Source organism: Streptomyces sp. NPDC044044 (assembly GCF_056434405.1).
Map to the genome: position 1 here is coordinate 452222 of NZ_JBWKFG010000008.1, position 14945 is coordinate 467166.

The window sequence follows — 14945 nt, forward strand, 5'->3', positions numbered from 1 at the left end:
TCTCCGCCGATCCGGGGGCCGCTGCGGCGTCCGTGCCCCGCCTTCCTCGGTCAGGTCGTATTCGGGGTGGTCTTGCGTCCCTCCTTCGCGGCCGCGCCGGTGCACACGAGGCCAAGCAGGAAGGTGAGGCCGCCGATGATGACGTTGGTGAGGATGACGCCCATGTCAGGGCTCGTGCCGACGATCCACGGCGACACGATCATCCATACGCCCATGGCGCACATGGCCCAGCTCAGGCTGTACATCCTGGCCGGTGCGACGGTGAATCCAAGACCCAGCAGGCCGATCGCGATGCCCATGATGAGGTTGTGCGTCGCGAGGACGGGCTGGCTTGCGGTGAAGTGGACCACCCACGGGGAGATGGCACAGAAGAGGCCCGTGAGGAACACGGGCCCGTCCACGAGTGCCACATCGCGTCCACCGAGTACGCGGGCATAGCGATCCCGCATTTCGGATACGTCAGGGTGAGCGGCTATGTCTCCCCTGTGTGAGACGTCGGCCATGAGACTCGTCTCCTCTGGTTCGTGCAGGCCTGATCATGTCGCGCGGCGGGATGTCGCGCATATCCATTCTGCTCTTATTTTTTCTTTATGTGTAGTTGTGGGGCATTTCTGGGTCTAGCGGTCCTTGGAGAGGGCGAGGAGTTCGGCGAACAGGCCGCCTCCGTGGGCGAGCTCCTCGTACGGCCCCTGCTCCGTGATCCGGCCGTGGCGCATGACGATGATCCGGTCCGCCACCTTGGTGTTCTCCAGCTGATGCGTCACGACGACGGTGATCTGGTCCGCGGCGGTCGCCTTGAGCGCGTCGAGGACGTCGCGCTCGCCGCGGACGTCCATCTGCGAGGTCGGCTCGTCCAGGATCAGCAGGGGCGGGCGCCGGTAGAGCGCCCGGGAGCAGGCGAGCCGCTGCCACTGCCCGCCCGAGAGTTCGCAGCCGCCCCAGAGCTCGCGGGCCAGCAGGGTGTCAAGACCGCCGGGCAGGGCCTCGATCGCGCCGCGCATGCCGACCGTGTCGAGGGCGTCCCACACCGGCCCGTCGTCGACCGTGCGGGGCTGGCCGAGCGTCACGTTCTCCCTGGCCCGCAGCGGCCACTGGGCGAAGTTCTGCGGGACCAGGCCGGTGCGGGCCCACACGGTGTCCGGATCCGCCGTGGCGAGATCGATTCCGTCCCAGGTCACCCGGCCCTTGTCGGCGAGGTAGATGCCGGTGATCAGGCGCGTGAGGGTGGACTTGCCCGAGCCGTTCTCGCCGACGACGGCCACGATCTCGCCGCGGCGCAGGGTGAGGGAGACGTGGTCGACGGCCGGGGATTCCTTGCCGGGGTACTGATAAGACGCCTCGTCGACGCGGATCTCCGTCACCTGCGCCGGGGCCGTCAACTCGCCCCTCTTGGGCGCGAGTTCGTGGGCCAGGTCGAGGAACGACCGCATGTCGGCGAGGTAGAGGCCGGTGTGGAACATCGCCGCGCCGTGGATCACCAGTTGGGAGAGCGCGGCCAGTGACGTCTGCACGGCGACGACCGCCGTGGCCGCCGCGGCGAGATCCACGCGCCCCGTGACGGCGAGCCAGGCCAGGGTGGCCCAGGTGCCGACGAGGAAGACACCGCCGAGCGCCGAACTGGCCAGGACGATGCGCAGCATGTGGGGCGCGGCCGTCAGGGTGCGCCGGTCGATGCGGCCGGACAGGGCGCGGTACCAGTGCAGCAGGTACCCGGTCATGCCGTTCGCGCGCACCTCGTCGCTGTACTTCGGGGTCGTCGACCACCACCGCATCATCTGGCGTACGTTGCGGTCGCCGACGTTCGCGTAATGCGTCTCGTAGGTGACGCGTGCCGAAAGGACCGCTCCGGCCCCGGCGGGCACGACCGCGAGGACGAGCAGCGGGAACATCAGCGGGTGCAGCACGGAGAGCACACCGCCCGCGGTGACCATGCGCACCAGGGCGGCCGTGAACCGCGTGGCGTCCTGCACCATCATGCGGCTGCGGGTCACCCCCATCTCGGCCGCTTCCTGCCGGTCGGCGAACCCCGGCTCGGCGTACGCGACGGCCTCCGCCCGGCACACCGCTTCGACCAGGGCGGTGTCGGCGCCGGTCGTCAGGCGCGGGGTGATGCGTCCGTCGGCGTACGAGCAGAGCGCCGTGGCGACGCGCGTGACGGCCGCGGCGACGGCGATGACCAGGAGCGCGGGGAGCGCCGCGCGCAGGCGGTCGGCGGCCGGACCGTTGCCGAGGACGGGCTGCATGGCCGTGGCGGTGAAGGCGAGCTGCACGGCCGAACCGGCCCCGACGAGGAGCTGGCAGAACAGGAGCAGGAGCACGGCGCGCCGGTCGGTCTCCCACGCCATCCGGGTCGTCCGGGCCAGGACCGCCGGCAGCCGCGAGCACATCTGCCGGAAGGAGGCCTCGCCGAGCGGATTCTTGCCGGGATTCCCCTCGAACCTGAGCTCTGCCGGAGGCGGCGGGGGCGGGGGCAGGGGCGGGGCTGCCACAGGTGTCGCAGGTGCCACAGGTTTCAGGGGTTTCAGGGGCTCCGTCACGCCGACCACCCCATCTCCGTGTACGTGCGGCCCGCGGCGATACCGGTCAGGGCGACGGCGGTGTAGTCGACGAGGGGGGACGGAAGGGCGGCGTAGGGCCACCACTCCAGGGCGCTGCAGCGGTCGGGTTCGCGGATCGAGGGGGTGCCGGAGTGGGCGAGTACGTGGAAGAGCAGTTGCATCCGCGCCCTGCCGTCGTCGCCGTCCCGGTGGTGGACGATGTGGACGAGCCTCAGGTCCTGCTCATGGATGGTGACGCCGAGCTCCTCGTGCGCCTCGCGCACGGCGCACCCCGTGGCGGACTCCCGTTCGAGATGACCGGCCGGAAGGTGCCAGGTGCCGGGGGCGTAGGCGGAGTCGGGAGAGCGCAGGCCGAGCAGGACCCTGCCCGCTCGCTCGAACACAAGGTGAACACCGACGATGTTGGCGTGCAGTTCCAATGGGGCTCCCTGGCGGCATCGGTACGGACAGACGCTCGGAAAACCCCGCCGAGCAGTGATGCGTAACGGTGACGCGGGAGCGAAGTCTCGCCCTAAAGTTCGATGCCGCACCCGGAGGGCCGCGCGGGTGGGCCGGAGAGCCGTGATCTTGCGTTCGATTCACTCTGCCGGATCGAACCACCCGATCCGGGGATTGCCGCTGCCGGGACTGGCCCGGTTCTCGTAAGGGCGAATCGTCGGCGAATCGTCCCGACGCCCGTACGGGGGACCAGAACGCGCCGACCCCCGTTCCCGCCCGCTGGAATGGACACGTGACCGCGCCCCCGGACGACTGCCTCGCGCGCAATGAGTGGATCTGCGGCGAGTATCTGAGCACCCGCCGCCAGATCATCGTCGACGCCGTCCTCCAGCATCTGGAACTGACCGCGGTCTCCGTCCTCATCGCGCTCGTCATCGCCGTCCCGCTGGCCGTCGTCGCCCGCCGCTGGGCCCTGGCGGCCGGTCCCGTCCTGGCGCTGACCACGGTCCTCTACACGATCCCCTCGCTCGCGATGTTCTCGCTGCTGCTTCCCGTGTACGGCCTCTCCGCGTCCCTCGTGGTCGCGGGGCTCGTCCTGTACTCACTGACGCTGCTCGTCCGCAACATCCTGGCCGGGCTGCGCGCCGTCCCCGAGGACACCCGGCAGGCCGCCCGCGGCATGGGCTACGGACCCGTCCGGCTCCTGCTCACCGTCGAACTGCCGCTCGCGCTGCCCGCCGCGATGGCGGGCCTGCGCATCGCCACCGTCTCCGCGGTCTCCCTCGTCACGGTCGGCGCGATCGTCGGCTTCGGCGGGCTCGGCAACCTCATCTACGCGGGCATGAACACCTACTTCAAGGCGCAGGTCCTGACCGCGTCCGTGCTGTGCGTCGTCATCGCCGTACTGGCCGATCTGCTGCTCCTGGGCGTGCAGCGGATCCTCACCCCGTGGACGAGGGCGGTGCGCTCATGAACACCATCAGCGACGCCTGGCAGTGGCTCACCGACTCGGCGCACTGGGCGGGCGACGACGGCATCTGGCACCGGCTCACCCAGCACCTCGTCCTCACCGTGGTGTGTCTGATCCTGAGCTGTCTGATCGCGCTGCCGGTCGCGCTCGTCCTCGGCCATCTCGGCAAGGGCGGGGCCCTGGCGGTCAACATCTCCAACGTCGGCCGCGCGGTCCCCACCTTCGCGGTCCTCGTCCTGCTGCTCCTCACCCCGATCGGCAACTGGGGCGAGGGCCCCACCGTCGTCGCGCTCGTCCTGTTCGCCGTGCCGCCGCTGCTCACCAACGCGTACGTCGGCATGCGCGGGGTCGACCGCAGCGTCGTACAGGCCGCGCGCGGCATGGGCATGACGGGACGGCAGATGCTGTGGCGGGTCGAACTGCCGCTCGCGATGCCGCTGGTCCTCAGCGGGGTGCGGATCGCCGCCGTGCAGCTCGTGGCCACCGCCACGATCGCGGCGCTCGCCGGCGGCGGGGGACTCGGCCGGATCATCACGGCGGGCTTCAACCTCGCAAGCACCCCGCAGGTCGTGGCGGGCGCCGTGCTGGTCGCCGTGTTCGCGCTGATCGTCGAGGGGCTCTTCGAGATCGGCGAACGGCTCGCCCCCGGGTGGGCACGGGGGAGAGGGCGGACCTGATGAAGCGACTCACGGGAGCGGGCGCCACGGCGGCCTTCGCGCTGATCCTGTCCGGCTGCTCCTCGGGGCCGTCCCTGGAGACCCAGGGCGAGGTCACGGCGCCGCCGGGCGACAGCCATCACCTGGTCGTCGGCTCGGCGGGATTCACCGAGAGCGATCTGCTCGCCCAGATGTACTCCCTGCTCCTGACGAAGGCCGGATACGGCGCCGAGATCCTCTCCGTGGCCAACCGCGAGCTGTACGAACCCGCCCTGGAGTCCGGGCAGATCGACGTCGTCCCCGAGTACGCGGCGACGTTCGCGGACTGGCTGAACGCCAAGAAGAACGGCGCGGACGCCAAGCCGGTCGGCTCGCCCGACCTCGACGCCACCATGAAGGCCCTGCGCGGCCTCGCCGCCCCGCGTGGCCTCACCGTCCTCGACCCGGGCAAGGCCGTCGACCAGAACGCGTTCGCCGTCACCGCGTCCTTCGCCGAGCAGCACCGCCTGAAGACGCTGAGCGACCTCGGCAAGTCCGGCCTGAAGGTACGCCTCGCCGCGGGCGACGAATGCGTGCAGCGCCCCTACTGCGAACCCGGCCTGAAGAAGGTCTACGGCATCGACATCACCTCAGTCGACCCCAAGGGCGTGGGCACGACCCAGGCCAAGAAGGCCGTGCAGAGCGGGCAGGACCAGATGGTCCTGACCACGTCGACGGACGCCACGCTCGACGACTTCGGCCTCGTCCTGTTGAAGGACGACAAGAATCTCCAGAACGCCGACTACATCGTCCCGGTCGTCAACCGCTCCCGCGCGGGCAGCGAGGGCGTCTCGAAAGCACTCGGCCGTCTCAACGCCGTGCTGACGACGGCGGACCTGGCATCCATGAACGAGCAGGTGGACAGCTGGCGCCGGCTGCCGCAGGACGTCGCGCGGACGTACCTGGAGGAGAAGGGGCTGCTCTGACGTCCGTTGTGCGGGTGTGCGGGTGTGCGGGTGTACGGGGCCCGGCATCGGCCGTACGGGCTCAGGCGTCGGCGACCGAGTCGAACTCCACCTGGTCCCGTGGAACGCCCTGCGCGTCCGCGTCCACCGAGCGGCGCAGGGCCTCGTGCAGCTTCGCCGGGGTCAGTACGCCCAGGAAGCGCGCCCCGTCCAGGACCGCGACCCAGCCCGCGTCGTGCTGGAGCATCACGCCGAACGCCTGCTTGAGCGGGGCGCCGACCGGGACCCACGCCTTCATGCGATGGGCCAGATCGCCGACACGGCCGCCCTCCCCGGCCAGGGCCACCTCGTCGATGCCGACCCAGCCGTGCAGGTCCCCGTCCGTGTCCAGGACGACGGCCCAGCGGGCGTCCTGCTCGCGCAGCCGGGCGGCGGCGAGCGCGGCGGACTCGTCGAGGCGGACCACCGACGGCTGCTCCAGGTCGTCCGCCTGGATGTCGGTGACCGAGAGACGCTTCAGGCCCCGGTCGGCGCCCACGAACTCGGCGACGTACGGAGTCGCCGGAGTGCCGAGCACCGCCCCCGGCGTGTCGAACTGCTCGATGCGCCCCTGCCCGTACACAGCGATCCGGTCACCGAGCCTGACCGCCTCCTCGATGTCGTGCGTGACCAGGAGAACCGTCTTGCGGACCGTGGCCTGCATCCGCAGGAACTCGTCCTGCAGCTGCTCGCGCACCACCGGGTCGACCGCACCGAACGGCTCATCCATGAGGAGTACGGGCGGATCGGCGGCCAGGGCGCGCGCCACGCCGACACGCTGGCGCTGGCCGCCGGACAGCTGCTCGGGGTAGCGGGAGCCGTACGTCTTCGGGTCGAGGCCCACCAGGTCGAGCAGCTCGGCCGCCCGCGCCCGCGCCTTCGCCTTCTTCCAGCCGACCAGTGCGGGGACGGTCGCCGTGTTGTCGAGGATCGTCCGGTGCGGGAAGAGCCCCACCTGCTGGATGACATAGCCGATACGGCGGCGCAGGCGGACCGGGTCGACGTCCGCGATGTTCTCGTCGTCGACGAAGATGCGGCCCGCGGTCGGCTCGATGAGGCGGTTCACCATCATCATCGTGGTCGTCTTGCCGCACCCGGACGGTCCGACGAGCGTGACCAGTTCACCCTGGCCGACCTCGAAGGACAGCTCGTCCACGGCCATGGTGCCGTCCGGGTAGCGCTTGCTCACCTGCTCGAACCGGATCATGTCCTCACGCTAACCGGGCACGTCACGGACCGCTCACCAGCACCACCTCCAATGTGCGCGGGCCGTGCACGCCCTCCACCCGGTCCAGTTCGATGTCGCTGGTCGCGGACGGTCCCGAGATCCAGGTCAGCGGGCGGGCGGGGTCGAGCCGTTCGAGTGCCTGCGGGACGGAGGAGACCACCTGGTCAGGGACCCGTACGACGCAGATGTGGTGATCGGGGACCAGCGTGATGCGCCGACGGCCCTGGTCGGGGCCGCCGTCCAGGACGATGGTGCCGGTCTCGGCGACGGCGACCGCGCAGCCGGTGACGACGCTGTGGACCTCGTCGAGCTCGTGCGGGGTGCTCGCGGCGCGGTCGTGGACGCGGGTGACGTCGGCGGCCGCGAGCCAGTGCGGCGGAAGGCCGGGCGGCACGAGCACGGTCCGTGCGCCGCGTGCCACGAGCAGGCGCACGAGCAGCTCCGGCAGTTCCTCGGCCGCGCAGCGGTGCACGAGTGCGCGGTAGTCGGCGAGATTCTCCGCGAGCAGGTCGACGGTCTGCTCGGTGGTGCGGTCGCCGTGCTCACGGAGGTAGTCGCGAGGGACGGCCGTGTCGTGGACGCCCTTCTCCTCGCCGTCGCGTACGTCCGCCAGCGCTCGCCGCACGCGGCCCAGGATCTGGTCCCTGCTGCTCACTTCTTGCCGCCCTTCTCCGCCCGGCCGCCATTCGTCCGTCGCCACCAGTCGCGGAACGGCTCCGCGGGCACCTTCGGCAGATCCCGCGTCGCGCTCCACGCCCGGCCGGGGCCCGGCAGCGTGCGCGGATGGATGCGCCGGGTCCCTGACGCAAGCCGCTGCCCGGTGCGCAGCACTCCCGGACGGCCGAACGCCCAGCCCGCCGCGCGCATCGCCGCCCGCTCCGCGGCGTGCCCCTTCGCGGGCCGCAGCGTCACCTTCGTGCCGTGCCGTGTCACCTCGCCGCCCTGGACCACGCGCTCCCGCAGGTGGACGAGGACTTCGGGGATGTCGATGGCCACCGGGCACACCTCGTAGCAGGCGCCGCAGAGTGACGACGCGTACGGGAGTGAGGCATCGATCTCGCTCTGGGTGCCGCGGAGTTGGGGGCTGAGGATCGCTCCGATGGGGCCGGGGTAGACCGAGCCGTACGCGTGGCCTCCGGCCCGTTCGTACACGGGGCAGACGTTGAGGCAGGCCGAGCAGCGGATGCAGCGCAGTGCCTGGCGGCCCACCTCGTCGGCGAGCGTGTCCGTGCGGCCGTTGTCCAGGAGCACGAGGTGGAAGGTGCTCGGTCCGTCCTCCTGTGACGGGCCCGTCCACATCGAGGTGTAGGGGTTCATCCGCTCCGCCGTCGAGGAGCGGGGGAGCGTCTGCAGGAAGACCTCCAGGTCCCGCCACGTCGGCACGATCTTCTCGATGCCGACGACCGAGATCAGCGTCTCGGGGAGCGTGAGGCACATGCGGCCGTTGCCCTCGGACTCGACGACGACCATGGTGCCCGTCTCGGCGACCATGAAGTTCGCCCCCGAGACGCCGACCTTGGCGCGCAGGAACTTCTCCCGGAGGTGGAGACGGGCGGCCTCGGCGAGCTCGGCCGGGGTATCGGTCAGTCCGTCCGGCGCCGGGCGGCCCCACTCGCTCATCTCGCGTGCGAAGATCTCGCGGATCTCGCCGCGGTTGCGGTGGATGGCGGGAACGAGGATGTGCGAGGGGCGGTCCTTGCCGAGCTGCACGATGAGTTCGGCCAGGTCGGTCTCGTACGCGTGGATGCCCTCGGCCTCCAGCGCTTCGTTGAGGCCGATCTCCTGCGTGGCCATCGACTTGACCTTGACCACCTCGGTCTCGCCAGTGGCCTTGACCAGCGCGGTCACGATGCGGTTCGCCTCGTCGGCGTCCGCGGCCCAGTGCACGGTGCCGCCCGCCGCCGTGACCGACTCCTCCAACTGGAGGAGATGGCGGTCGAGATGGCGCAGTGTCTCGTCCTTGATCCGTTTGCCCGCCTCGCGGAGCTGGTCCCAGTCGTCCAGCTCGGCGACGGCGCGGGCCCGTTTGTCGCGGATCGTGTGGGTGGCGTGCCGCAGATTGGCGCGCAGGGTCTTGTTCCCCACGGCCTCGCGGGCCGCGGTGGGGAAGGCGGGCATGCCCACGAACGTGCCGCTCGTGGCAGTCGTGTAAGCCGTGTCGGTCGTGTCAGTCGTGCCGCTCGTCTTGGTCATCCGAGGGGCTCCTCTTCCGTGCTCGCCAGGATCTCCGCGATGTGGACCGGGCGTACTCCGCTCTTGAGACGGGTCAGCGTGCCCCCGATGTGCATCAGGCAGGAGTTGTCCGCCGCGCAGAGGGTGTCGGCGCCCGTCGACTCGGCGTTGCGCACCTTGTCCGTGCCCATCGCCGACGAGACATCGGAGTTCTTCATCGCGAAGGTGCCGCCGAAACCGCAGCACTCGTCCGCGCCCGGGAGCGCGCGCAGCTCAAGGCCCTTGACCGCCTGGAGCAGCCGCGTGGGACGGTCGCCCAGGCCGAGGCTGCGCAGACCGTGGCAGGTCGGGTGGTACGTCACCGTGTGCGGGTAGTACGCCCCGACGTCCGTCACACCGAGCATGTCCACCAAGAACTCGGTGAGTTCATAGGTCTTGGGAACGACGGGTGCCAGCGTGGCCGCCAGGCCGTCGCCCCGGCCCTCGGAACGAGCTCGCTCTCCCATCCGGGGGTACAGCTCGCGGACCATCGCGCCGCACGAGCCGGACGGCGTCACGATCGCGTCGTACTCGTCCGAGCCGAATACATCGGAGAAATGACGGGCGAGCGGCTCTGCCTGGTGGCGGTAACCCGTGTTGTAGTGCGCCTGCCCGCAGCAGGTCTGCGCCATCGGGAAGTCGACGTCAACTCCTAGCCTGGTCAGCAGTTTCACCACCGCGCGGCCTGTGTCGGGATAGAGCGTGTCGTTGACACAGGTCAGGAACAGAGCGACACGCATCGCGGGTTCCTCCTCGTCGATCATCGGATGGGTGCAGCGTATGCGCTGCGCGCGCTTTGCGGGAGTCATGGTGCGAGGACGCGTCATGCGGGGACGCCTCATGCGGGGACGCGTCGCGCGGCCTCTTCCCACGCTGCTCGGTGTGCCGGGTCGGTGGTCGGCTCGTGGCGGGTCGACCGCTGGGTGCGGGCCAGCAGGGAGCGCATGGCATGGCGGTCGTCGCCCACCAGGCCGTGCGCTCTTGCCTGCACGAGTACGTTGCCCAGCGCGGCCGCCTCCGCCGGGCCCGCGAGGACGGGCAGCCCGCAGGCGTCCGCGGTCAGTTGGCACAGGAGGGCGTTGCGGGCGCCGCCGCCGACTATGTGGACGACGTCCACGGCCCGGTCCGCGAGGCGTTGGGCGTCCTCGATGGCGCGGCGGTGGGCCAGTGCCAGGGAGTCCAGAATGCAGCGCGTTGTCTCGGCGGGGGTTCGGGGGGCTGGCTGGCCCGTGGCCGCGCAGGCCTGGGCGATGCGGTGCGGCATGTTGCCGGGGGGCAGGAAGGCGGGGTCCGCCGCGTTGACGAGGGAGCGGAGGGCGGGGACTTGGGCCGCCTCGCGAAGGAGTGCCTCCAGGTCGGGGGCGCCGGTCGATGCCTCCCAGGTGCGCAGGCACTCCTGGAGCAGCCACAGGCCCATGATGTTGCGGAGGTAGCGGACCGTGCCGTCGATGCCGAGCTCGTTGGTGAAGTTGGCCTCGCGGCTCTCCTCCGTGCGGATGGGGGCGGTCAGCTCCAGGCCTGCCAGCGACCAGGTGCCGGTGCAGATGTAGGCGAAGTTCTCGGTGGTGGCCGGGACGGCGGCCACTGCTGACGCGGTGTCGTGCGAGGCGACCGTGGTGACGGGGGTGGGGGTGGTCAGGCCCGTCTCGTCGAGGACGTGCGGGAGCAGGTGGCCTGCGAGGTCGCCCGGGTGGCGTAGGGGTGCGAACAGTCCGAGGTCGACACCGAGGCGCGTCGCCACCTCGCGGGACCAGTCCTGTGTGCCGGGGTCGATCAGCTGGGTGGTGGAGGCGTTGGTCAGCTCCGTGCCCGGTTCGCCTGTCAGCCAGTACGTCAGGAGGTCCGGGATCAGCAACAGGTGCCTGGCGGCGTCTAGTTGGGCTGTTCCTTGGGCGGCCATGAGTTGGTAGAGGGTGTTGAAGGGGGCGTACTGGATTCCTGTCGTGGCGTAGAGCTCGGTGGGTGGGACTGTTGTCCACGCTGTGGCTGCGATGCCCTCGGTGCGAGTGTCCCGGTAGTGGACCGGGTTGCCCAGGAGGACTCCGTCGGCGTCGAGGAGGCCGTAGTCCACGGCCCAGCCGTCGATGCCGACGGAGGTGAGGGGGCCGTCGGAGCCTGCGGCGCGGAGGCCGTCGATGACTCCGGCGTAGAGGGACAGGATGTCCCAGTGCAGGGTGCCGGCGGTGCGGACCGGGCGGTTGGGGAAGCGGTGCGCTTCCTGGAGGGTGAGGGTGTCGGGGCCTGCCTGGGCCACCATGACGCGTCCGCTGGAGGCGCCCAGGTCGATCGCGGCGAAGCGGTGGTGTGAGCGGGGGTTGGTCATGGGGGCTCGCAGGGTTGAAGGTCCGTTGCGGGTGCGGGTGCGGGTGCGGGTGCGGGTGCGGGTGCCGGTGCCGGTGCGCGTGGGTGTGGATGCGGGTGGTCGGTGGTCGCGTGGTGCTCTTTGGGGCGGGGCCGCGCCGGTATGTCCGTCCTCGCCATCGTCCGGTGGCCGTGTCGCTGCTTGGTGCCGGAGTGCCGGGAGCCGTGCTCCGGGCGGACATACCGGCACGTTCCCTCGCGTCGGATGCGCGGCTGCGGGCCGGTGGGGCCTCTCATCTGCCCCAGACGTCCCTCCGGTCGGACGTGCGGTGCCGACCGGAGGAACTGTCGGTTACCTGAGGAACGCCGCTGCGACGCCCGCGTCCACGGGTATGTGGAGGCCTGTCGTGTGGGACAGATCGCCCGCCGTCAGGGCGAAGACCGCGTTGGCCACGTGCTCGGGGAGCACCTCGCGCTTGAGGAGGGTTCGCTGGGCGTAGAACGCGCCCAGGTTCTCCTCCTCGATTCCGTACGTCGCCGCACGCTGCGCACCCCAGCCGCCCGCGAAGATCCCCGAGCCGCGGACCACTCCGTCCGGGTTGACGCCGTTCACGCGTATGCCGAACTCGCCCAGCTCGGCCGCGAGGAGGCGGACCTGGTGGGCCTGGTCCGCCTTGGTGGCGGAGTACGCGATGTTGTTCGGGCCGGCGAAGACCGCGTTCTTGGACGTGATGTAGATGATGTCGCCGCCCAGCGCCTGGTCCCGCATGATGCGGGCCGCCTCGCGGGAGACGAGGAAGGAGCCGCGGGCCATGATGTCGTGCTGCAGGTCCCAGTCGCGGGCCATGGTGTCGAGCAGGGGCTTGGAGATGGAGATGCCCGCGTTGTTCACGACCAGGTCGACCCCGCCGAAAGCGAGAGCCGCGGCTGTGAAGGCGTCGGCGATCTGCTCTTCGGACGTGACGTCCATGGGGATGGCGATCGCCTTGTCCGGGCCGCCCAGCTCCTCCGCCACGGCTGCGGCGTTCTCCGCGTTGAGGTCCGCCACCGCGACGCAGGCACCCTCCGCCACCAGGCGGTGCGCGATCGCCTTGCCGATGCCGCTGCCCGAGCCGGTCACCAGGGCGACGCGGGTGGCCAGGGGCTTGGGGCGGGGGAGGCGCTGCAGCTTGGCCTCTTCCAGGGGCCAGTACTCGATGCGGAACTTCTCCGACTCGTCGATCGGGGCGTACGTGGAGACTGCCTCGGCTCCGCGCATCACGTTGATGGCGTTCACATAGAACTCGCCTGCCACGCGTGCTGTCTGTTTGTCCTTGCCGAAGGAGAACATTCCTACGCCCGGGATGAGGACGACGGCCGGGTCGGCGCCGCGCATCGCGGGGGAGGTCGGGTCGGCGTGGCGGGTGTAGTAGGCCGCGTACTCCTCTCGGTACGCGGTGTGGAGCTCCTTGAGGCGGGTGATGGCCTCCGAGAGGGGTGCGGTGGGCGGGAGGTCAAGGACCAGGGGCCTGATCTTCGTGCGCAGGAAGTGGTCGGGGCAGGAGGTGCCCAGGGCCGCCAGGCGCGGGTGTTCCGTGCTGGACAGGAAGTCGAGGACGGTGTCCGTGTCGGTGAAGTGGCCGATCTGGGGGCGGTCCTGGGATGCCAGTGAGCGGATGAACGGGGCCAGTCCCGCCGCGCGGTGGTGGCGCTCGGGGGTGGGCATCGGGGCGTAGCCGTCCAGTGCCGGGCCGAACGGGGCGGGCTTGCCGTGTTCGGTGAGGAATGCCTCCGCTGTGCGGATCATGTGCAGCGAGTTGCGCTCGCACTCGTCGGCCGTGGCGCCCCAGGCCGTGATGCCGTGGCCGCCCAGGACGCAGCCGATGGCGCCGGGGTTCGCCGCCTGTACCGCAGCGATGTCCAGGCCCAGTTGGAAACCGGGGCGGCGCCAGGGAACCCAGGCGACCGTGGAGCCGAAGCACTCGGCCGTCAGCTTCTCGCCGTCCGCCGCGCAGGCCAGGGCGATGCCCGAGTCCGGGTGGAGGTGGTCCACGTGCGGTGCGTCCACCAGGGCGTGCATGGCCGTGTCGATGGAAGGGGCCGCGCCGCCCTTGCCGTGCAGGCAGTAGTCGAAGGCGGCGACCATCTCGTCCTCGTGATCCGCGCCCCCGTACACCTCCTTGAGGGCGTGGAGGCGGTCCAGGCGCAGGACCGCCAGGCCCTCCTCGGTGAGGGTGCCCAGGTCGCCGCCCGAGCCCTTGACCCACATCAGGTCGGTGTCCGCGCCGGTGACCGGGTCGGGGGCCGTGCCCTTCGCCGATGCGTTGCCGCCCGCGTAGTTCGTGTTGCGCGGGTCGGCGCCCAAGCGGTGGGCGCGGTCCAGGAGTTCCTTGATCCGTGCGTGCTGTGTCATGTCGCTCATGCCCCCCATCCGGCCTGCTCGCCGCCCACGCGGTCCTTGACGATCTGCTCCTGCCAGCCTGACTGCTGATAGGCCCTCATGGGATCCGGGTCGAGCCCCGAGTCCTCCCTGACTTCTGCCAGTAGGGGCCGGACGTCCGTGTTGTAGGCGTCCATCAGGACCGCGTTGGAGGCCAGGACGTCGCCGGTCCGCTGGGCCTCGGCGAGCGCGTCGGCGTCGACGAGCAGTGCCTTCGCCGTGGCCTCCTGCACGTTCATCACCGAGCGGATGATCGCGGGGATCTTCGCCTCGATGTTGTGGCACTGGTCGAGCATGAACGCGATGTCGGAGGTCAGGCCTCCGCCGCGGACGACCTCGTACATGATCCGGAAGAGCTGGAAGGGGTCCGCGGCGCCCGCCATCAGGTCGTCGTCCGCGTAGAAGCGCGAGTTGAAGTCGAAGGCGCCGAGACGGCCCTCGCGCAGCAGCGTGGCGACGATGAACTCGATGTTGGTGCCCGGGGCGTGGTGGCCGGTGTCGACGACGACCTGGGCCTTGGGACCGAGCTTCAGGCAGTGCGCGTACGCCGTGCCCCAGTCCGGGATGTCCGTCGCGTAGAAGGCCGGCTCGAAGAGCTTGTACTCGATGAGCATGCGCTGGTCGTCGCCGAGGCGGTCGTAGGTGGTGCGCAGGGCCTCGGAGAGGCGGTCCTGGCGGGTACGGATGTCGTCCTGGCCCGGGTAGTTGATGCCGTCGGAGAACCACAGCTTCAGGTCGCGCGAACCCGTCGCGTCCATGATGTCGACGCATTCCAGGAGGTGGTCGAGCGCCTTGCGCCGGACCGTCGGATCCGGGTTGGTGACCGAGCCGAGCTTGTAGTCGTCGTCCTGGAAGACGTTGGCGTTGATCGCGCCGAGCGTCACGCCGCGTTCGGAGGCGTACTGTGCGAGCGCCGCGTAGTCGTCGACCTTGTCCCAGGGGATGTGCAGGGCCACCTTGGGCGCCACGCCCGTGTGGGCGTGCACCCGGGCGGCGTCGTCCAGCTTCTCCCGGGTCGTGCGGGGGACACCTGGCTGCGCGAAGACCTTGAAGCGCGTACCGGAGTTGCCGTACGCCCAGGACGGGGTCTCCAGGGCCTGGGTGGTGAGTGCCGCTTTCACGGCGTCCTTGCTGGTTCCGGCGGTCATCGCGCAGCCTTCCGAAAGAGCGGTCGGGGTGGG

13 protein-coding genes are annotated in these 14945 nt (G+C 70.6%); 3 read left to right on the forward strand and 10 right to left on the reverse strand.

The features are described from left to right. Positions 1-50: 50 nt before the first annotated feature. From AC07AG_RS30080 to AC07AG_RS30090, 3 genes are all read right to left on the reverse strand, one after another. Positions 51-503 carry an SPW repeat protein gene (locus tag AC07AG_RS30080; protein ID WP_478759262.1) on the reverse strand — a complete coding sequence of 151 codons (453 nt, stop codon included), beginning with the start codon at positions 501-503 and terminating at the stop codon, positions 51-53. Positions 504-617: 114 nt separating this feature from the next. Then, the gene (locus AC07AG_RS30085) at positions 618-2489 is read right to left on the reverse strand and encodes an ATP-binding cassette domain-containing protein (protein WP_478759263.1); all 1872 of its coding nucleotides are present in this window, start codon (positions 2487-2489) and stop codon (positions 618-620) included. Positions 2490-2533: 44 nt separating this feature from the next. Further along, positions 2534-2977: an NUDIX hydrolase gene (locus tag AC07AG_RS30090; RefSeq protein ID WP_478759264.1), complete on the reverse strand. Its 444-nt coding sequence runs from the start codon at positions 2975-2977 to the stop codon at positions 2534-2536. A 311-nt stretch (positions 2978-3288) separates the two neighbouring features. Here AC07AG_RS30090 and AC07AG_RS30095 point away from each other — a divergent pair, with 311 nt between their 5' ends. From AC07AG_RS30095 to AC07AG_RS30105, 3 genes are read left to right on the forward strand one after another with little or no spacing between them, the layout of a single operon-like run. Beyond that, entirely contained in the window at positions 3289-3969 is a 681-nt protein-coding gene (locus AC07AG_RS30095) for an ABC transporter permease (RefSeq protein WP_478759265.1), read from the forward strand. Then, positions 3966-4643, forward strand: coding sequence for an ABC transporter permease (locus AC07AG_RS30100; RefSeq protein WP_478759397.1), 678 nt, complete (start codon positions 3966-3968; stop codon positions 4641-4643). The genes AC07AG_RS30095 and AC07AG_RS30100 overlap by 4 nt, the downstream gene beginning before the upstream one ends. Next, positions 4643-5587: an ABC transporter substrate-binding protein gene (locus tag AC07AG_RS30105; protein ID WP_478759266.1), complete on the forward strand. Its 945-nt coding sequence runs from the start codon at positions 4643-4645 to the stop codon at positions 5585-5587. Before AC07AG_RS30100 ends, AC07AG_RS30105 begins: the two co-directional genes overlap by 1 nt. 61 nt (positions 5588-5648) lie before the next feature. On the opposite strand, the gene AC07AG_RS30110 is transcribed toward AC07AG_RS30105, so the two are convergent. The 7 genes from AC07AG_RS30110 to rhaI all read right to left on the reverse strand — a co-directional run bounded on the left by AC07AG_RS30110 (position 5649) and on the right by rhaI (position 14912). Then, positions 5649-6812: an ABC transporter ATP-binding protein gene (locus tag AC07AG_RS30110; protein WP_478759267.1), complete on the reverse strand. Its 1164-nt coding sequence runs from the start codon at positions 6810-6812 to the stop codon at positions 5649-5651. 22 nt (positions 6813-6834) lie between these two features. Continuing rightward, positions 6835-7488: a LutC/YkgG family protein gene (locus tag AC07AG_RS30115; RefSeq protein WP_478759268.1), complete on the reverse strand. Its 654-nt coding sequence runs from the start codon at positions 7486-7488 to the stop codon at positions 6835-6837. Further along, entirely contained in the window at positions 7485-8951 is a 1467-nt protein-coding gene (locus tag AC07AG_RS30120) for a LutB/LldF family L-lactate oxidation iron-sulfur protein (protein WP_478759398.1), read from the reverse strand. Before AC07AG_RS30120 ends, AC07AG_RS30115 begins: the two co-directional genes overlap by 4 nt. Before the next feature lie 71 nt (positions 8952-9022). Further along, positions 9023-9784, reverse strand: a complete 762-nt coding sequence (locus tag AC07AG_RS30125; RefSeq protein ID WP_478759269.1) for a (Fe-S)-binding protein — start codon at positions 9782-9784, stop codon at positions 9023-9025. A gap of 98 nt (positions 9785-9882) precedes the next feature. Continuing rightward, on the reverse strand, positions 9883-11367 hold the full coding sequence (locus tag AC07AG_RS30130; protein WP_478759270.1) for a rhamnulokinase: 1485 nt from the start codon (positions 11365-11367) through the stop codon (positions 9883-9885). Between the two features lie 330 nt (positions 11368-11697). After that, entirely contained in the window at positions 11698-13737 is a 2040-nt protein-coding gene (locus tag AC07AG_RS30135; RefSeq protein ID WP_478759399.1) for a bifunctional aldolase/short-chain dehydrogenase, read from the reverse strand. Between the two features lie 5 nt (positions 13738-13742). Then, positions 13743-14912 carry an L-rhamnose isomerase gene (gene rhaI / locus AC07AG_RS30140; protein ID WP_478759271.1) on the reverse strand — a complete coding sequence of 390 codons (1170 nt, stop codon included), beginning with the start codon at positions 14910-14912 and terminating at the stop codon, positions 13743-13745. Between the last annotated feature and the right edge of the window lie 33 nt (positions 14913-14945).

Coding starts and splice junctions, on each gene's coding strand:
- AC07AG_RS30105 (WP_478759266.1), top strand. CDS start 4,643: ATGAAGCGACTCACGGGAGCGGGCGCCACGGCGGCCTTCGCGCTGATC.
- AC07AG_RS30125 (WP_478759269.1), bottom strand. CDS start 9,784: ATGCGTGTCGCTCTGTTCCTGACCTGTGTCAACGACACGCTCTATCCC.
- AC07AG_RS30080 (WP_478759262.1), bottom strand. CDS start 503: ATGGCCGACGTCTCACACAGGGGAGACATAGCCGCTCACCCTGACGTA.
- AC07AG_RS30135 (WP_478759399.1), bottom strand. CDS start 13,737: ATGACACAGCACGCACGGATCAAGGAACTCCTGGACCGCGCCCACCGC.
- AC07AG_RS30120 (WP_478759398.1), bottom strand. CDS start 8,951: ATGCCCGCCTTCCCCACCGCGGCCCGCGAGGCCGTGGGGAACAAGACC.
- AC07AG_RS30110 (WP_478759267.1), bottom strand. CDS start 6,812: ATGATCCGGTTCGAGCAGGTGAGCAAGCGCTACCCGGACGGCACCATG.
- rhaI (WP_478759271.1), bottom strand. CDS start 14,912: ATGACCGCCGGAACCAGCAAGGACGCCGTGAAAGCGGCACTCACCACC.
- AC07AG_RS30100 (WP_478759397.1), top strand. CDS start 3,966: ATGAACACCATCAGCGACGCCTGGCAGTGGCTCACCGACTCGGCGCAC.
- AC07AG_RS30130 (WP_478759270.1), bottom strand. CDS start 11,367: ATGACCAACCCCCGCTCACACCACCGCTTCGCCGCGATCGACCTGGGC.